17 protein-coding genes are annotated in these 17,090 nt (G+C 62.1%); 13 read left to right on the top strand and 4 right to left on the bottom strand.

The features are described from left to right. Window positions 1-155 precede the first annotated feature (155 nt). Window positions 156-797 (top strand): alpha/beta hydrolase, encoded by a 642-nt coding sequence (locus QNM96_RS00815; protein WP_283834105.1) that lies wholly within the window; start codon window positions 156-158, stop codon window positions 795-797. Window positions 798-908: 111 nt separating this feature from the next. Here the strand turns inward: QNM96_RS00815 and QNM96_RS00810 are convergent, their stop codons facing one another. Both QNM96_RS00810 and QNM96_RS00805 read right to left on the bottom strand, forming a co-directional pair. Further along, on the bottom strand, window positions 909-1,331 hold the full coding sequence (locus tag QNM96_RS00810) for a sterol desaturase (RefSeq protein WP_283834104.1): 423 nt from the start codon (window positions 1,329-1,331) through the stop codon (window positions 909-911). Between the two features lie 138 nt (window positions 1,332-1,469). Continuing rightward, complete coding sequence (locus QNM96_RS00805) at window positions 1,470-1,715, bottom strand: hypothetical protein (RefSeq protein ID WP_283834103.1); 246 nt, start codon at window positions 1,713-1,715, stop codon at window positions 1,470-1,472. A 139-nt stretch (window positions 1,716-1,854) separates the two neighbouring features. Between QNM96_RS00805 and truD the strand changes: the two genes are divergently transcribed. The 9 genes from truD to QNM96_RS00760 all read left to right on the top strand — a co-directional run bounded on the left by truD (window position 1,855) and on the right by QNM96_RS00760 (window position 7,522). Then, the gene (gene truD / locus QNM96_RS00800; protein ID WP_283834102.1) at window positions 1,855-3,249 is read left to right on the top strand and encodes a tRNA pseudouridine(13) synthase TruD; all 1,395 of its coding nucleotides are present in this window, start codon (window positions 1,855-1,857) and stop codon (window positions 3,247-3,249) included. A 107-nt stretch (window positions 3,250-3,356) separates the two neighbouring features. After that, window positions 3,357-4,073, top strand: a complete 717-nt coding sequence (locus tag QNM96_RS00795) for a DUF2103 domain-containing protein (RefSeq protein ID WP_283834101.1) — start codon at window positions 3,357-3,359, stop codon at window positions 4,071-4,073. A gap of 157 nt (window positions 4,074-4,230) precedes the next feature. After that, window positions 4,231-4,443, top strand: coding sequence for a hypothetical protein (locus QNM96_RS00790; RefSeq protein WP_283834100.1), 213 nt, complete (start codon window positions 4,231-4,233; stop codon window positions 4,441-4,443). 42 nt (window positions 4,444-4,485) lie between these two features. Then, entirely contained in the window at window positions 4,486-4,758 is a 273-nt protein-coding gene (locus QNM96_RS00785) for a 50S ribosomal protein L37ae (RefSeq protein ID WP_283834099.1), read from the top strand. Between the two features lie 23 nt (window positions 4,759-4,781). Beyond that, complete coding sequence (locus QNM96_RS00780) at window positions 4,782-4,916, top strand: DNA-directed RNA polymerase subunit P (protein ID WP_283834098.1); 135 nt, start codon at window positions 4,782-4,784, stop codon at window positions 4,914-4,916. Between the two features lie 4 nt (window positions 4,917-4,920). Then, window positions 4,921-5,178: a KEOPS complex subunit Pcc1 gene (locus QNM96_RS00775; RefSeq protein WP_283834097.1), complete on the top strand. Its 258-nt coding sequence runs from the start codon at window positions 4,921-4,923 to the stop codon at window positions 5,176-5,178. A gap of 90 nt (window positions 5,179-5,268) precedes the next feature. Continuing rightward, window positions 5,269-5,661 carry a prefoldin subunit beta gene (locus tag QNM96_RS00770; RefSeq protein WP_283834096.1) on the top strand — a complete coding sequence of 131 codons (393 nt, stop codon included), beginning with the start codon at window positions 5,269-5,271 and terminating at the stop codon, window positions 5,659-5,661. Window positions 5,662-5,764: 103 nt separating this feature from the next. After that, complete coding sequence (locus QNM96_RS00765) at window positions 5,765-6,028, top strand: DUF3194 domain-containing protein (RefSeq protein WP_283834095.1); 264 nt, start codon at window positions 5,765-5,767, stop codon at window positions 6,026-6,028. Between the two features lie 99 nt (window positions 6,029-6,127). Continuing rightward, window positions 6,128-7,522 carry a sulfatase gene (locus QNM96_RS00760; protein ID WP_283834094.1) on the top strand — a complete coding sequence of 465 codons (1,395 nt, stop codon included), beginning with the start codon at window positions 6,128-6,130 and terminating at the stop codon, window positions 7,520-7,522. 75 nt (window positions 7,523-7,597) lie between these two features. On the opposite strand, the gene QNM96_RS00755 is transcribed toward QNM96_RS00760, so the two are convergent. Then, complete coding sequence (locus QNM96_RS00755; protein ID WP_283834093.1) at window positions 7,598-9,838, bottom strand: VWA domain-containing protein; 2,241 nt, start codon at window positions 9,836-9,838, stop codon at window positions 7,598-7,600. A 34-nt stretch (window positions 9,839-9,872) separates the two neighbouring features. On the opposite strand from QNM96_RS00755, the gene cobN reads away from it, so the two are divergent. Genes cobN through QNM96_RS00740 form a run of 3 tightly spaced genes read left to right on the top strand, consistent with a single transcriptional unit; the run spans window position 9,873 to window position 15,500 of the window. Further along, a complete protein-coding gene (gene cobN / locus QNM96_RS00750; protein ID WP_283834092.1) occupies window positions 9,873-13,781 on the top strand; it encodes a cobaltochelatase subunit CobN in 3,909 nt (1,302 codons plus the stop codon). Further along, complete coding sequence (locus QNM96_RS00745) at window positions 13,774-14,565, top strand: precorrin-8X methylmutase (RefSeq protein ID WP_283834091.1); 792 nt, start codon at window positions 13,774-13,776, stop codon at window positions 14,563-14,565. Before cobN ends, QNM96_RS00745 begins: the two co-directional genes overlap by 8 nt. Next, window positions 14,562-15,500 carry a cobalt-precorrin-7 (C(5))-methyltransferase gene (locus QNM96_RS00740; RefSeq protein WP_283834090.1) on the top strand — a complete coding sequence of 313 codons (939 nt, stop codon included), beginning with the start codon at window positions 14,562-14,564 and terminating at the stop codon, window positions 15,498-15,500. Before QNM96_RS00745 ends, QNM96_RS00740 begins: the two co-directional genes overlap by 4 nt. A 161-nt stretch (window positions 15,501-15,661) precedes the next feature. Here the strand turns inward: QNM96_RS00740 and QNM96_RS00735 are convergent, their stop codons facing one another. Then, window positions 15,662-16,342: a class I SAM-dependent methyltransferase gene (locus QNM96_RS00735; protein WP_283834089.1), complete on the bottom strand. Its 681-nt coding sequence runs from the start codon at window positions 16,340-16,342 to the stop codon at window positions 15,662-15,664. Between the last annotated feature and the right edge of the window lie 748 nt (window positions 16,343-17,090).

Genomic DNA, 17,090 nt, shown 5'->3' with positions numbered 1-17,090 from the left:
CGAAGCGCCGAACCGGTATCCTCCGAGCCTGTGGCTCTCAAAACGGCTCGAAGCTCTACCACCGACGACCTTGTAAACCTAGCACGGCTCGAGCACAGCAGACCCGAATCACCGATTCACCAACGTCTTTTGGCGTTCGGACCGTTGGACCGACTATGATCGACGATCCGCACGGAACCCAGCCGATCGAGCGGGCCGGAGCCGACCTCGAGGAAGCCAGCGCAGCGATGATCCTCGTCCACGGCCGCGGGGCTCGCGCACAGGGCATGCTCGAGTTTGCGAACGAATTCGCTCGCGACGATATCGCCTATATCGCGCCCCAGGCCCACCGCGGTACCTGGTATCCGCAGTCGTTTCTCGCGCCGCTCGAGGACAATCAGCCCCATCTCGATTCCGCGCTCACGAAACTAGACGATGTCCTCGAGACGGTCGAATCGGCCGGCGTCCCGCTCGATCGGACGATCCTGCTCGGCTTCTCCCAGGGCGGCTGTCTCTCGACGGAGTACGCGGCTCGAAACGCAGATCGATACGGCGGTGTGGTCGCCCTCTCGGGCGGGTTGATCGGACCCGAGGGAACGCCACGAGACTACGACGGATCGATGGACGGCACGCCGGTCTTCATCGGCTGCGGGGACCAGGATCCGCACATTCCAGTCGAACGGGTCGAGGAGTCCATTCGGGCCTTCGACGACCTCGAGGCCGAGACCGAGAAACGGATCTACCAGGGCGTCGGCCACACGGTGCTGGAGGACGAACTCGAGTACGTGCGCGAACTCGTCGACGACGTCGCGGAGTGAATCTAGTGGTTTACTTCACTATATCGGTCACATGCCAACTACTCTCAGTTAATAACTAACGTTGGTTGCGTACGAAACAGGAAGAGAACGCACGTCTTTGCCTGGCCGGGGTCAATCGCTATCCGTAGGCTGCGGTGTTCCGGAATGCGAGGATGATGCAGTCGAATTACCCGCTACCCGTTCCAACACGGCGAGTGTGCCCGCCGCGTATGCGACGAGTCCAACGCCGGTGACGAGGAACCCGAGACCGAGCCGCAGTTCATTCACGAGCGGGAGCACTGGACTCACCCCGACGAGAGCGGCGAGGGTAACGAGACCAACGCTCAGTCCCGTCCATCGTTTATCGGCCCATGTTTCGCCCGTGGCGTATGCCGGATACAGGTGCCCGACGTAAAAGGTGAGTTTGAGGCCACAGGCCCAACAAAGACCGGTCACAAGTGCAAGGCTCAGATAGCCGCCAAGCCAGTAGAGACCGCCGCTGATTCCTCCTCCGGCGAGGAGGGAGATGAGACTGTTCCGGATTGTTCGGTCCATATCCCCATGCACGTGGAATTACCTGTTAAGTATTGCCAGAGATACGTGATGAATACGCAGTTGTGGTGAAAGACGCCTCGCCACGAACAAAGAACCATCTGCACAACTATCGTTGGGTGCATCAATTGGTCTGGATCGTCACACGTGTAGCCAGAGCGCTGCACTTACGAGGACGACCGTCAACAGGGCTCCGCCGACGATCGCCGTTCGCTCCTCGAGCGGGCCGGGATGATACGCGAGTACCGGGAGGACGAGACAGCCCAGAGCGGTGCCGATCACCGTCCCGATCCGCACGGACTCGCCGGTAGCGAGCGGGACGGCGATGAACGCGGCGAGTACGCCGACCATCACCAGTAGTGCACCCCGGAGCGGGGACTGCTTCATAGAGAGAAACTAAAAGCCCTTCACCAAATGACATTCGATCCAGGCAGACGGCTCGAGCGATCCGCTTGATGTCGAGCCAGGTCTCGGCCTCGAGAACGAACCGATTTAGTCCCGGCGACCAAAGCCGTTCTCAATACGAATGCGTCCTGCCCATCCAACCGAAACCGCCGTCGGAATGGAGTATTACGTCAGCGACGCCGACGGGGTCGGCGGTCGCTTGCGCGAGGCTGATGACCACTTTCGCGTGCGCGAACTCGAGCGGTTCTCGACCGAACCAGTCGACGCCTCGACGGACGCCTATCCGCACCTCGTCTTTCGGGCGACGCTCACGGGCTGGGATACGAACGACTTTGCGTCCCAGCTCTCGGACGCGCTGGGGGTCAGCCGCGAACGGATCAACTGGGCCGGAACCAAGGACAAGTACGCCGTGACGACCCAACTCTTCTCCGTCTACGAGACCGACCGGAACGAACTTCCGGACGTGAACGGTGCCGACATCGAAGTTCTCGGGAGGGCGGGCCGAGCGCTCGAGTTCGGCGACCTCGCGGGGAACGCGTTCGAACTCGTCGTCAGTGACGCCGAACGGCCCGAAAACGCGGCGGCGATCACCGACGAACTCGCCGAGTTTGGTGGAAGAGATAACGGCGGGAAGAACGACAGCGGAAAGGATGCGGACGGAGACGGCCCGGCACAATCCATCGGGGTCCCCAACTTCTTCGGTCAGCAACGCTTCGGAAGCCGGCGGCCCGTCACGCACAAAGTCGGCCTCGCGATTGCTCGAGACGACTGGGAGGGCGCGGTAATGGCGTATCTCGGTAACCCCGCCGAGTCCGAACCGGAGGGAACCCAAGAGGCCCGCCGGTTCGTCGACGAAACCCGCGATTGGCAGGAATCGCTCGAGCGGTTCCCGAACCGCCTTCGGTACGAGCGCTCCATGTTGCACGAACTGGCCGAACACCAGAGTCAGGAATCGGGCGATCCGGGGCCGGAGACGTACCGAGCGGCGCTCGAGCGCGTGCCGTCGAACCTCCAGCGGCTGTTCGTTCACGCGGGTCAGTCTTACGCGTTCAACCTGATGTTGAGCGAGCGCTTAGAGCGCGGCCTTCCCTTCGACCGACCGGTCGAGGGCGACGTCGTCTGTTTCGCCGACCGAGACGCGCCCGACGAACTCGAGTTGCCCGACGTCGATCGAGAACAGCGCGTAGACGAACGACGTGTTCGATCCGTCACCCGCCACTGCGAGCGAGGTCGCGCGTTCGTCACGGCACCCTTAGTTGGCACCGAGACGGAACTCGCCGACGGCGAACAGGGCGAGATCGAACGAGACGTATTGGATGACCTCGGACTCGAGCCCGGCGACTTCGATCTCCCAGGAGAGTTTCACTCTACGGGAACCCGGCGCGCGATCCTCGTCCGAACCGACCTCGCCGTCGAACGGGATCCGCTGGCGCTATCGTTCGCGTTGCCGAAAGGATGCTACGCCACGGTCCTCTGTCGCGAGTATCTGAAGGTCGATCCGATCGAACTCGGGTGAGGGCACGAAGCAGTTCGAGAGACGACCGTCCCGTCGCTTCCGAACGCGTCCTTCTCGAGTGAAAGCGCGGGCGTTTTACACGAACGGCATCAAATGGGCACAGAGCCATGGAGTGTCGCCACTGCGCGTCGCCGCTCGAGAAACCCGGAGACTTCTGTCTGGTCTGTCGGGAGGAGAATACGGAGCGGATCGTTCTCGAGGCAGGTCGCGAGCGGGCGACGATCACGATGCTCGCCGAGGAGACGGTTCTCGGCGAGACGACGATCACGACGGTTCCCGAAACCGGCGAGGAGGAAACCGTCGAGTTTCGAAACTTCGCGGAGCTTATCGGCGATGAAATCCGAAGAAAACGGCCGGAGGAAGTCTATGCGGCGGGCGATCGGCCGGTCATTCGAGCCGTTCGAAACACCCTCCACCACACGTTCTATCGCGTCGACGACGCGAATCCCGTCGAGGCCGTCATCGAGCGCAACGGGGAGCGAGCGCTTGACGTCGTCAATCTCCCGCTTGAGGAGAAGATCGGTGGGAGCCACACGACGCTCATCGGCGGGCGTACGGGGATGCGGGCCATTCAGACCGTCGCGGGTCACCCGCACGTAAAGAAAGTCATCCCCGGACCGATCGACGCGGGCGGCAAGGGGTCGCAGTCGGGGTTGCGCGCAAAAGTCACTCGAGCCGACGACGGCGGAAACATTCGCCTCCTTTTGCGAGACGGCTCGAGCGTGCAGGAAAACCGGATCGTGACGACCGCACGCGACCGAGAGATGGGCGAACGTGTTCGTGATGATCTCAACGATGTGCTCGACGAGGAGGAGTTTCAGTAGCCAAAGCGTACTCCGAACCAGGTTAAGAGCGATCGCAGGAGTGAGAGTCGGGTTCCGGGACGCTCGTCGCCTATCGATCCGTTCGACTCGATGGAAGAGACAGAACCTGCTGGTTGTCAGTCACTTATCCGGCAAGCCGTAATTAGATGTAATTACGATGCTCGAACGCGCCGACATCGTCCTGGCGCTGATTCCAGTGCTTGCGGTGAGCGGCCTTACTGTCCAAACGCTCATCGCAGTCACCGGAATCGGAACGGGATTACTCGCCGCACCGCTCGCACCGGCTGGCTATCTGGCCGCACTGGGTGTCGTCGTTCGAGAACTGCTGTGGGCGCCAGCCACGACCAACGGGACGGCTGGACGAGCGTGACTCAACAGCTTTATGAATCCGCTGGGGATAGCATACGATACTATGAGCAACAACTCCGGAATCGTCGGTAGCGCTGGCCGATTCGGTGCACGCTACGGACGCGTTTCGCGACGACGAGTGAGCGAGATCGAAGCGGACATGGAAAACGCACAGGTCGACGGCGACGACGTCACTCGCGTCGGAACCGGCATCTGGAAGAACGACGAGACCGGTGAAGTGTTCACCGGCGGTGCCTACCGCCCGCAGACCCCGGCCGGCAAAACCGTGACTCGATCGATTCGAGCCGCGCTGTCCGAAGACGAGAGCGACGACTAGCGACCTCACAGAGTCAGTTCACCATGAGCTACAAATGTTCCCGCTGTAAACGCGACGTGCAACTCGACGAATACGGCGGCGTCCGCTGTCCCTACTGTGGACACCGAGTCCTTCTCAAAGAGCGCAGCCGAGACGTCAAAGAAGTCGACGCCCACTGATAGCGTGTCTCTTCACGGCGCGACCCTCGAGTTCGACTACGAGAGCGGAACTCGAGCGCGTATCGTCGCCGAAAGCGTTTCTCGAGAGATCGGCGAAATCGACGACGAACGGTCTCGAACGACTATTTCCCGAAGCGACCAAACCGTTTTCGTCGAGATCGAAGCCGCGGACGTCATCGCCCTTCGAGCGGCACTCAATACCTGGTTCTCGCTGATCGATATCGCAGAGGAGATCGCAACTGCCGGCGAACGGTTCGTCTGACCGACGGTGGGGTCGACGGTCAACAGAGCGTGCAACCGATCTCCGAACGCAAAGCTTGGCTTTATCAGTCCGGAGGGCTACGGTCGAGGTATGCAAGGTAATCTACCGCCGGAAGCACAGGAGAAAATCGAGGAACTGCAGGACCTTCAGGAGACCGCCCAGACGGTCGCCGTCCAGAAGCAGGAAGCCGAATCCTCGCTCACCGACGCCGAGAACGCACTCGAGGAACTCGAGAACATCGAGGGCGACACGACGATGTACCGACAGGTTGGCGAACTCCTCGTCGAGACCGAGTACGACGAAGCCGAAGACGACCTCGACGAGAAGGTCGACAGCCTCGAAATCCGACTCGAAACCCTCGAGAAGCAAGAAGAGCGCGTCCAGGACCAGTTCGAGTCCCTACAGGAAGAACTCGAGCAGATGCTTGGCGGCGGCATGGGCGGCCCGGCAGGCCCAGGCGGCCCAGGCGCAGGTGGCGCATAAAAACGAATCGCGCTGAGACAGGCGGATTCGACTCGAGACGGAATACGACCACGAACCCCCAATTTTTGGGGCTTCATAACCCACAACAACAACTGAACTAGCAATGGACACAGATACGAAAGCGGAGTCAGAACCCGACCCGGAGACGGTCGTCCAGACCGCCTCCGACGCTGCGGAAGGGGTCATTTTTTCGCGGTACAAGCAGTCGGCGGTCCGCGATTGTGATGTCACGGCTGTTTTCGAGGATGGTGTGTTAGAAATCGACGTCTACCTCGACGCACCCGAAGACGCAGACGACCCCGAAGCCGTCGCCGACGAAGCGGCGCTTGCAGGACGATCGGCTGTCGACGAGTTGTTTGAGGAGTAGTTTCGCGACAGAACGTTGCAAACTCGTTGCATCGTTCCTGAAACGGGACCCAACTGACGGCCAACACTTATCCGCCATTCTGTAGTGGATGGGGACGCAATGGCCGACACCCAGCCGAACGTTCTTTTGATTCACTGTCACGATATCGGTCAGCATCTCGGCTGCTATGGGGTAGATATCGAGACGCCGAATCTGGATTCGCTCGCGAAGGAGGGCGCCTTACTCGAGAACCACTACGTCAGCGCACCGCAGTGTTCTCCAAGCCGCGGGAGCCTGATGACCGGCCAGATGCCCCACGTGAACGGGCTGATGGGATTAGCACACGGAGAGTGGGAGATCGAATCCGGTCGACAAGTGATGCCGCAATATTTCAACGAAGAAGGGTACGAAACGCACCTCTTCGGCCTGCAACACATCGCACAGGATACCGACCGGCTCGAGTACGAGTACGTTCACTCGGAGGGGAACCTGTATCCGGGCGTTTCGCCCGAAGTTCATCAGGTGAACCGAGCCCGGACCGTCGCATCGGTCGTGTCGACGTTTCTCGAGAAGGAGTTGTACGAGAAGCCGTTTTTCGCGTCGATCGGATTTTTCGAAGCCCACCGCGCCGAGGAAGAGAACGGACGATTTGGGTTCGAATCCGATTTCTATGGCTGTGATGATCCCGAGGAAGTCCAGCCGCTCCCCTATCTTCCCGATCGACAGGGAATTCGGCGAGACCTCGCTGCGATGCGGCGGATGTTATACGCCATCGACGATGCCGTCGGCACGATCCTCGAGGGACTCGAGGAAAACGGGATAGCCGAAGAGACGGTGGTGATCTTCACGACGGAACATGGTATCGCGTTTCCTCGAGCGAAGGGGTCATGTTACGATCCGGGAATCGAGGCGGCGTTTCTCGTTCGGTACCCCGGCATCGTCGAACCGGACGAGCGCTACGACGAACTCATCAGCAACGTCGACGTTTTACCGACGCTTCTCGAGCTAATTGGGTCCGATATTCCCGATGACCTCGGTGGCCGGAGCTTTCACTCGCTCGTGGCCAGCGGAGAAACGGACGACGAGGACGAGGCCCAAGCGGGGAACAACGACTACGAGGAGCGCGAGCGACTGTTCGCCGAGATCACCTGGCACGACATGTACAACCCTGTCAGAGCGATCCGAACGCAGCGGTACAAGTACATTCGGAACTTCTGGCACCTGCCAAAGGTCTATCTGACTGCCGACATCTTCTCGAGTCTAGCCGGACGGGAAGTGCGCGAGGAGTACGCCACCCCGTTGCGAGCCTACGAGGAACTGTACAACCTCGAGAACGATCCACAGGAGGGCCAAAACCTCATCTACGAGCCGCAGTACGAAGACGTCCGACTCAGACTCGCGTCAAGGCTTCGAGAGTGGATGGAGGAAACCGATGACCCGCTACTCGACGGGCCGGTTGCGCCGGGGGATTACGACGAGATGATCTCGTGGCCGGAGCAGGACGAAAGCGGATAGGTGGCCCAAACTCCCGGGCTACCCGGCTTACGGAAGTGCGATGAGAAAGCCCCGCCCTTCAGGGCGGGGTGGATGTCAATCGGTAGTCGACGTTCCTTCTACAGCCGAACGTACGGCCTCCACCGAGAGCGCTGACAGCGAAACGAGTTCGCCACCCGTTTCGGCGGCGACGAGTTCGGAGAGCCCGGCTCGAGAGTCGTCCCCCGCATCGACGACTACGACCGACGCACCCGTCGACTCGAGCCGTCGGGCCGCTTGCCGCGTCGCATCGGTCGGACTGCCGTTTTCGCCTGCGACGTTCGCGCCGCCGTCGGTGACGAGGACGACGACCGAGGCGTCGGATTCCGTGCGATCGAGTACCGCTCGAGTCGTCTCGAGACCAGCCGGAAGCGGCGTTCGGTCACCGGAGGGGAGGTCTTTCAGGTGCCGGGCAGCGAGCGTGATGCTGTTGGTCGGCGGTAAGAGTACGTCGGCGTTGTCCCCGGCAAACGCCACGAACGCGACTTCGTCGCGATTCTGGTAGCTATCCCGAAGGAGGTCGAGGACGACGCCTTTCGCCGTTCGCATCGCGGGACGCATCGAGGCGCTCGCGTCGACTGCGAAGACGATCGTCACCGCGGCGTCGCCGCTTCGGACGGATTGCCGGAGATCCCGCTTGTCGACGCTTGACTCGCCGCGGTTCGCGGCAGATCGAACGGAGGCAGCGGCGTCGATCGAGCCGCTTTCACCGTTCGTCGAAAGCTGTTCGGTGCGAACGCGGGCTCCGCGGCCGTCGGTGGTCGGAGTCGTTTTCGCTCGAGAACCGCCGGACGCGTTATCGGGCGTCTCGTGGTCGCTGAGATCGACGTCGATACTCGGTGCGGCGGCTTCCCCGATATCGGCTCGTTGACCGGGGAGCAGTGGCGTTGCCGTTTCGTCGTCGGTGCCGTCATCACCGCTTTCGTCAGTTTCGCCGCGGCTATCGTCGCCGCTGCCGTCTTCGCCCGCCTCGGATCCTGCATCCGCTTGCTGTCCGGTCCGGGTGGAAGACCGCTCCTTGCTCTTTTCGCTGTCGGTCGAATCGTCCGCTGCTGTCAGTTCCGGCGTCGATTCGGACGTCCGTTCGTCCTCTCCACTAGAATCGGTATCGCCGGGCGAATCTTGCCCGTCTCGAGCGTCGCCCTCGTCGTGTCCCGACTCGTCATCGCTCGTCGTTTCGTTTCCCTCGGGTCCGCCGTTCGCTTCATCGACGTCGTCCGAATCGTGGTCATCGTCACGCTCTCTGTCTCCCGCGTCGGACGAGTCGTCGAACTCCTCCTCAAGCAAGTCCTCGAGGTCCGGCGTTTCCTCGAACGGCGTACTTCGGAGGCGGTGGGGGAGGGTGTAGGACGCCGCCTCGTGGACATCGGGTTCGATAACCGTCGTGCGGCCCTCGAGTGCGGCCAACGTTCTGGCCGTTCGGGCGGTGGCAACGTCCCCGCGGTGACCGTCGACGCCGGCCTCGAGGCAGAGGCGAGCGATGTCCGCCTTGAAATCGTCGGGGAGATCGACGGACTCGAGGCGTTCTCTGGCGTCCTCGAGGTCGCTCCGGAGCTTCCGAACGTCGTCGGCGTACTCCGTGCCCGGGTCGTCCCGCTCGAGCCCGAGCGATCGATCGATGACTTCGACGCGATCCTCGATTTCCCGACAACCTTCGACGGTGGCCTGCAGTGCGAACCGATCTCGAAGCTGGGGCCGGAGGTCTCCCTCTTCGGGATTCATCGTTCCGACGAGCGTAAACTCGGCGGGATGAGAGACGCTCATCCCGTCCCGTTCGACGGTGTTGACGCCGGAAGCCGCCGCATCGAGGATAACGTCGACCAGGTGATCCCCGAGCAAATTGACCTCGTCGACGTAGAGGATTCCGCGGTGGGATCGAGCGAGCAGGCCGGGGTCAAAGTCGGCTTCGCCGGCGAGCGCGTCTTCGACAGAGAGGGTGCCGACGACGCGGTCGCGAGTGGCTCCAAGGGGAAGCGTCACGAGCGGAACCGGTCGTGTCTCGACCGGGAGCTCCCCATGGTTCCGACTACTGCGCTCTCGACAATCCTCACACTGCTGGGTTGGATCGTCCGGCGAACAGCCGTACGGACAGTCCGCAACGACCCGTTGTTCGGGAAGCAGGTCGATCAGTGCGCGAACGGCCGTCGACTTCGCCGTCCCTTTTTCGCCGGCAACGAGTGCGCCGTCGAGTTCGTCGTTGACTGCGACGGCGAGCAACACTCGCTTGAGTTCCTGTTGTCCGACGATCGCTGGAAAGGGCAGTGACGATACCTTTTTGTCTCCAGCGTTTGCAACCATGCTTGAGCTAATACAACAGAGGTTTAAAAACACGATGACATCTATCGGGATCTACACCGCGACCGAGAACGAGCTCGGCTCGATCGGCGAGGCCGCAGACCGCCTCGAGGGCGTTGACCTTGTCGTCAGGTCCGAGTCGGACCTGGACGACGAGACGTCGATCGAGGCGTTCGTCGACGAACTAACCGAAGCGACGGCTGCGATCTTCTGGCTCCACGGGGCCGAAGACAGCATGCCGGGATACGATTACGCGACGGCCGAACTCGAGGACGCGGGCGTTCCGCTCGTCGTGAAAGCGACCGGCGACGCCTACGCGTTTGAGGATACGACCGTCAGCGATTCACACCGGGACCTCGCCTACGAGTACCTCGAGAAGGGCGGGACGATAAACGTCGAGAACCTGTGTCGATACCTCGTCTCGGAGTACGGAGATGCTGCCGAAAACGACGCCCTCAACGCCGAATACGCCGACCCCACCGCGCTCCCGACCGAGGGCGTCTACCACCCCGACCATCCGGGGATCGAGTACGAGGAACTCCTCGAGACCTTCGACCCGGATCGGCCGACGGTAGCCGTCTGGTTCTACGAATCGCACTGGACCCACGAGAACACCCGGTACGTCGATGCGCAGGTCCGAGCGCTCGAGGAACAGGGTGCGAATGCGCTCCCGATATTCTGTAACCCGGCGACCGATACGGAAGAACAGGAAGACGCGGAGTGGGTAACTGATAGCTGGCTCATCGATAAGCAGGGAGAACCGATCGTCGATGCGGTCCTCTCCTCGTTCATGTTCTCGCTCTCGATGGACGAGCGCGGACGGAGTGCCGACGACGAAGGGAGTTCGGCGGAAGACGTCTTCCTCGATCGCCTCGGCGTACCAGTCCTTCAGACGATCACGACGATGCGCTCGCGCTCGAGGTACGAATCGAACGATACGGGCGTGATGGGCTTCGAACTCGCCCTTTCCGTCGCGCTCCCGGAGTTCGACGGCAACGTCATCACCCACCCGATCTCGGGTAAGGAGCGAACCGACGACGAGGCTGGGATCGGAAGCGCGCCAAAACACCACTACCCGATCGAGGACCGAGTCGACCACGCGACCCGGCTGGCGGTCAACTGGGCCGAGCTCCGACACACGCCGAACGAGGAGAAGAAGGTTGCCGTCGTCCTGCACAACTACCCGCCGAGCGATGACGGGATCGGGACCGCATTCGGTCTGGACTCACCCGAGAGCACGGTTAACCTGCTTGAGGAACTCGATGCCCGGAATTACGATCTCGGTGGCAAGATGCCCGAAGACGGCCAGACGCTCGTCGAGAAGCTGACCGCACAGCTCACACTCGAGGATCGCTGGGTCGCGCCGGAGGATGTCCGAGACCTCTCTGTTGATGTGGTCTCGAGCGACCAGTACGCCGACTGGTTCGCGGACGCGGACGAGCGGTTTCGGGAAAACGTCCTCGGGGAGTGGGGCGAGGCGCCGGATCGACCGTTCGCGATTCCTGGCGTCGAGTTCGGCAACGTGCTCGTCACCGTCCAGCCCCCGCGCGGGTTCGGGATGGATCCCTCGAAGGTGTACCACGATTCGGACCTTCAGCCGCCACACGACTACTACGCGTTCTATAGCTGGATGCGAGACACCTACGACGCCGACGCGGTCGTCCACCTGGGAACCCACGGGAGCCTCGAGTGGCTCCCCGGCAAGACCGTCGGCCTCGACGGCGAGAGCGCGCCCGATCAACTGATCGACGACCTGCCGAACGTCTACCCCTACATCGTGAACAACCCTGGCGAAGGGACCCAGGCCAAGCGCCGGTCCTACGCCGCGATCGTCGACTACCTGACGCCGGTCATGCGGAACGCGGGCACCTACGACGAGTTATCGGAACTCGAGGAACTCGCGAACCAGTACCGCGAAGCGGGGATGGAAGACGCCCGCGCGGACGACGGCGAACACCTCGAGACGCTCATCCGGGAGACAGTCGAGGAGTTAGATCTCGCGGTCGAGCTCGGCATTTCGGGAGAGATAGACGAGAAGGTCGACGTTCGCGGCCCCGAGGAGTCGGGAACGACCCTCGCCGAGGGCGAGGTGTCGGGCGATTCCCTCGAGATCGACGACCTCGTCGAACGGATCCACGAGTACCTCACGGACGTCAAAACGACCCAGATTCGACTGGGGCTGCACACGATGTCCGAACCGCCGGAGGGTGAACGCCTCGTCGAGTACTTGGTCGCGCTCACCCGACTCGAGAACCCGGGCGCGCCGAGCCTTCGCGAGAGCGTCGCCGGCGTGCTGGGAATCGACTACCAGACGATGCTCGACTCGCCGGGAGCCTTCGACGACGACCTCGGCATGACCTACGCGGAGGCGTCCGATCGCGTCTTCGAGACCAGCGTCGAGTTGCTCGAGACGCTCGCCGAATACGAGTTCGACGTGCCCGAATCCGAGGTGGACGGTGGGCCTGACGACGAGGTCAACATGAATCTGCTCGTCGTCGACCTCGAGACGATCGGCGACGCGCGGGCGAAATCCGGCGCACACGACGACCTTCGGAAGGCACTGGCGTACATCTGCGAGGAAGCTCAGCCTCGCGTCCAGGGGGCTGAAGACGAGATCCCGCGGACAGCGGATGCCCTCAACGGAGAGTACGTTCCGCCGGGCGGCTCCGGCGCGCCGACACGCGGCGGCGTCGACCTGCTTCCGACGGCGCGGAACTTCTACACGCTCGATCCACGCAAGGTGCCGGCAAAGGCCGCCTGGCAGGTCGGCAGCGACGTCGCCGAAGGCGTTCTCGAGCGCCATTACAACGAGAACGACGAGTATCCCGAAGAGATCGGCGTGGTCGCCTGGGGGACGCCGACCGTTCGCACCCGTGGCGAGACGATCGCCCAAGTGCTCGCGATGATGGGCGTCGAGCCGCAGTGGACCGACGCGGGTCGGATCGACGACGTGGAGCCGATTCCGCTCGAGGAACTGGATCGGCCCAGAATCGACGTGACGACGCGCGTTTCGGGGCTCTTCCGAGACGCCTTCCCCGCCGCGGCGGGCGTCATCCACGACGCCGTCGACGCGGTCGTCGACCTCGAGGAACCCCACAACATGAACTACGTGAAAAAGCACGTCGAGGAGGAGCAGGCCGAACTCGAGGACGAAGAGGGGCTCGACGCAAAAGACGCACGGAAGGCGGCCAAACACCGCGTCTTCACGACGAAACCCGGCGGTTACGGTGCCGGGACGAACAAGGCCGTCGACGAGGGTAACTGGGACGACCGAAGCGACCTCGCGAGCGTCTACGTCCAATGGGGCGGCTACGCCATGGGCTCGAGAGGGAAGGTAAGCGACGCTCACGATTCCTTCGAACGCCGGCTCTCGAGCGTCGACGCGACGGTCAAACTCGAGGATACGATGGAACAGGACGAGTTCGACTCCTCGGACTGGTACGCCTTCCACGGCGGCTTTATTTCGGCCGTGAGCGAGATTTCGGGCGAGGAGCCCGCCTCGTATGTCGGCGACTCGTCGGACCCGGACAACGTCGACGTGTACACGAACGAGGAGAAGGTCCGCAAGTCGATGCGGGCCCGCGTGTTGAACCCTGACTGGCTCGAGTCGATGGAGGAACACGGCTACAAGGGCGCGGGCGATCTCTCGACGACAGTCGACGTGACCCTCGGCTGGGACGCCACGACGGGCGTCGTCTCGGATACGCTCTGGGAGGAGGTAGCCGAGAAGTTCGCCTTCGACGAGGATCGTCAGGAGTGGATGCGCGACGTGAATCCGTGGGCGCTCGAGTCCATCTCGGACACCCTCCTCGAGGCGATCGAGCGCGACCTGTGGGACGCCGATGAGGAGACCGTCGATCGACTGCGGGACATCAACCTGACCGTCGAGGGCGACCTCGAGGCGCGAACGACCAACGAGGCCGTCGGGGTGACCACCGATGACTGAACGAACTGAGAAAGCGGGAACGGGACCGCAAGAAGAAACCCAGGACTTCGAACGAGAGTACGCCGATTTGGGCGCGACGACCCAGAACGCGATGGATATCGCCGAGACGAGCATGGACATCGTCCGGCAGTTCGTCCCCGACGAGACCCTCGCTGATCGGATCCGCCAGAAGTCGGTTCACTCGATGGGCGACATCGAGTTCCAGCACCTGATCGAATTTACGGGGAGTGACGAACTCGGCGACGACGAGGACGCGCCGATTCGGGCGGGCGCTCGAGCGGTGCTCGCGGAGACGACGATTGTCACCGACATCACGATGTCCAAGGCTGGTATTACGGGCCGGGGCCACAACTGCGAGAAGCGCAAGGCGATCGGTAACGGTGCCGAGTTGGCGAAGGAGACCGGAATGACCCGAACCGCCGCCTCGGTGCTCGAACTCGATAAGGAAGGCGTCTACGACGACGCGATCGCGGTCGTCGGAAACGCGCCGACCGCCGCGTTCGCCCTCGCGGACTGTATCGAGAACGGGACTCGTCCAGCCGCGATCGTTGCGACGCCGGTCGGGTTCGTCAAGGCCGAGGAGAGCCGACAGCGCATCCGCGAGATCAGCGAGGCCTACGACGTTCCGGCGATCACCAACGTCGGTCGCCGCGGCGGAAGCGGACTGGCGGCCGCGCTGACGAACGAGCTGATCCACGTCGCGAAAGACGTGCGGGCTGAGGGACTCGAGTTGGAACTGACGGCCGACGAGCGAACGGCTCAGGACGCTGACGAGGACCGATGAGCGACGAGTACGATCTCGAGGCGGGGCCGGATCCGGCGACGTTCGCTGCGGCGAGTTCGGAACCCGTCATCGACGAAGACGCGGACGAACCCGTCTACGCCGTCGGCGTCGGCCCCGGGAACCCGGAGTACCTCACGCCTCGAGGACGCCGGGCAATTCGGGACGCGGACGTCGTCGTCGGCTTTACGACCGTTGTGGAGTTCGTCGAGGAGTTCACCGACGCCGACCTGCTGACCTGCGGTTACAAGGACGAGGCCGACGCCCTCGAGGAGTTCGGTCGGCGCGTCGCGGCCGGCGAGTCCGGAACTGCCGTCGCGATGGGCGATCCGAACCATTCCGGTTACCAGTTCGTCGGCAAAGTGCAGGACGCCGTCGAGCAAAGCTCGACGAGCCCTGACTCGCACGCTCGTCAGGACGCCGTGGAACGAGTTTCCACGAGCCCTGCTTCGCAGACTCAGCAGGACGCCGTCGAGCAAAGCTCGACGAGCCCTGACTCGCACGCTCGTCAGGACGCGATAGAACGCAACTCCACCGAGATTCCGGTTCGCGTCATCCCCGGCATCTCCTCGCTCCAGATGGCCGCGAGCCGGGCCCGAACGCCGATGGAGGACACCGAGTTCGTCACGTTGCACAAGAGCGGCGACCTCGAGGCCGACATGGCTCGGTTGGCGAGTGCTGTGACGGTTGACGGCCGGCACGCGCTGGTGCTTCCCCGGCCCTACGACCGAATGCCCGGCGACCTCGCGCAGTTCCTGCTCGAGGAGGGAGCCGACCCGGATCTCGAGGCGCTGGTACTCGAGAAGCTAACCCACGACGAGGAGGAGATCCACCGGTTTACGCTCGGCGAGCTATCGGAACACGCCGGCGGGAGCGGCGAGGCGGATACACCGTTTTCGGATCTGGTCGTGTTGGCGGTTAGACAGCCCGTATCGTAGCCTGACTCGAGTCACGTTCGGACGGGCCCGACTCGCCGTTTCGTCTCCGACCGGGCGCTACACACTGATCCAGTGAACGACAATGAGCGGTTCGTACCGCACCGCCTGCGCTATACCATGCTCGTGCGAGGAAAACCCACGACGGCATGGGGCAGAATGAGCTACTCGGACACGTCGCCGACCATGATGTACTTCTCGTAATTTGGCTCCTGTCCCCAGAGCTCAGACTCCTCCAGAGGTTCGTACTCGACGTTTTCGAGACCCTGTTCTCTGAGAAACATCGCCAGCTCTTCGGGTGGCCGACCGTCGTACAGCGGCAGGTCGTCGTGGATTTCTTCGTACCCCTCGAACACCTCGGAAAAGTCCCAGTGGCCCTCGATCAAGACGAGACGACCACCGGGCTGGACAACGCGACGCCATTCGTCGATTGCATTTTCGGGGGTCGGCAGCGTCCAGATGAGGTGTCGCGCCGTTACTAGGTCGTAGGCGTCGTCGCACTGCGCCAAGTTCTCCGCGTCTCCGCGCTGGAACTCGGCGGACAGTTCCGACTGCTCGACCTTCGTTCGCGCCTGCTCGAGCATTTCCGGCGCGAAGTCGACGCCCGTGACATCGTGACCGAGTTCCGCCAGCAGCAGCGAGATCACGCCGGTGCCGCAGCCGACATCGAGGACCTTCTTCGGTGGCTCGCCCGTCCACGGCCGCAGCACCGACAGCCACGCCTCCCGTTGCTCGTCGCTGTGAATGCCGTGTTGGCTGTCGTCGTCGAACGAATCGGCGCGGCCGTCCCAGTACTGTTGGACAGTCGCCTTGATTTCCTCGCCCGTCTGATCGTGTCGCGTCATGATGCCGTCTTCGGACGAAGACGATAAGCAGTTTCGTGAGACGGTAATACTTGAGAGCGTTGATTTATTATATGTAATTAACTTATAGAGAATATTTACTAGATGCGAGACCAACATCCGCCCGGAACCACCGCTTCCCTTCCGGTGACGGTAACTTATTCGCCCTGCACGTGTTCGCGGAGGACCAACGAAACGGTGTTTAATTCTCTCTGACAGGTTAATCCAATAACGGAACGCGTTCGTCAGAAACCGAGGGTCGAAAGTGGCCGAAGATTTCCTGACGTATATTCTCGGAATTGATGACAGGAACCTGCAGCCTATCGACCCTACTCCTGAATCCGCAGCCATGGACCGACCCACAGAAGATTTTCACGTTAGCCGCCGCCTGTGAGTTCGATGTGATGATTATTAGTGGTGACACCTCAGGATCGTCAGCCTGCAAGTTTCCCGTTCGGGCGGACTTCGAGACGCGAACGCGGTGTGAACTATCTCTCTCGCTCTTTCGAAGAGAACGGTGTCGCGGCGCGGGGTTTCCCGCCTTGTGGAGATACCTGTGTCTGCGGAGCGAGTCGTGAATTGAGGACTTCAAAGAGCAAACGAGACTGCATCATACGGATAGGACAATCCGGTAGAAAATTCACCCTCATAGTTGATATTAAGGAACTCGATCCATATCATAGTTTTTATTACTGTAGACCATACTGTTAATAATACATGACTCAATACACTCGACGACGGCTTCTCGCAG

The sequence above is a fragment of the Halostagnicola sp. A-GB9-2 genome (assembly GCF_030068615.1).
In the GTDB taxonomy this organism is placed as follows: Archaea; Halobacteriota; Halobacteria; order Halobacteriales; family Natrialbaceae; genus Halostagnicola.
This window is presented reverse-complemented; position numbering and strand designations above follow the sequence as displayed.

Excerpts from the sequence above, each read along its gene's own strand:
- QNM96_RS00815 (WP_283834105.1), top strand. The coding sequence starts at position 156 with ATGATCGACGATCCGCACGGAACCCAGCCGATCGAGCGGGCCGGAGCC.
- QNM96_RS00810 (WP_283834104.1), bottom strand. The coding sequence starts at position 1,331 with ATGGACCGAACAATCCGGAACAGTCTCATCTCCCTCCTCGCCGGAGGA.
- QNM96_RS00805 (WP_283834103.1), bottom strand. The coding sequence starts at position 1,715 with ATGAAGCAGTCCCCGCTCCGGGGTGCACTACTGGTGATGGTCGGCGTA.
- truD (WP_283834102.1), top strand. The coding sequence starts at position 1,855 with ATGCGTCCTGCCCATCCAACCGAAACCGCCGTCGGAATGGAGTATTAC.
- QNM96_RS00795 (WP_283834101.1), top strand. The coding sequence starts at position 3,357 with ATGGAGTGTCGCCACTGCGCGTCGCCGCTCGAGAAACCCGGAGACTTC.
- QNM96_RS00790 (WP_283834100.1), top strand. The coding sequence starts at position 4,231 with ATGCTCGAACGCGCCGACATCGTCCTGGCGCTGATTCCAGTGCTTGCG.
- QNM96_RS00785 (WP_283834099.1), top strand. The coding sequence starts at position 4,486 with ATGAGCAACAACTCCGGAATCGTCGGTAGCGCTGGCCGATTCGGTGCA.
- QNM96_RS00780 (WP_283834098.1), top strand. The coding sequence starts at position 4,782 with ATGAGCTACAAATGTTCCCGCTGTAAACGCGACGTGCAACTCGACGAA.
- QNM96_RS00770 (WP_283834096.1), top strand. The coding sequence starts at position 5,269 with ATGCAAGGTAATCTACCGCCGGAAGCACAGGAGAAAATCGAGGAACTG.
- QNM96_RS00765 (WP_283834095.1), top strand. The coding sequence starts at position 5,765 with ATGGACACAGATACGAAAGCGGAGTCAGAACCCGACCCGGAGACGGTC.
- QNM96_RS00760 (WP_283834094.1), top strand. The coding sequence starts at position 6,128 with ATGGCCGACACCCAGCCGAACGTTCTTTTGATTCACTGTCACGATATC.
- QNM96_RS00755 (WP_283834093.1), bottom strand. The coding sequence starts at position 9,838 with ATGGTTGCAAACGCTGGAGACAAAAAGGTATCGTCACTGCCCTTTCCA.
- cobN (WP_283834092.1), top strand. The coding sequence starts at position 9,873 with ATGACATCTATCGGGATCTACACCGCGACCGAGAACGAGCTCGGCTCG.
- QNM96_RS00745 (WP_283834091.1), top strand. The coding sequence starts at position 13,774 with ATGACTGAACGAACTGAGAAAGCGGGAACGGGACCGCAAGAAGAAACC.
- QNM96_RS00740 (WP_283834090.1), top strand. The coding sequence starts at position 14,562 with ATGAGCGACGAGTACGATCTCGAGGCGGGGCCGGATCCGGCGACGTTC.
- QNM96_RS00735 (WP_283834089.1), bottom strand. The coding sequence starts at position 16,342 with ATGACGCGACACGATCAGACGGGCGAGGAAATCAAGGCGACTGTCCAA.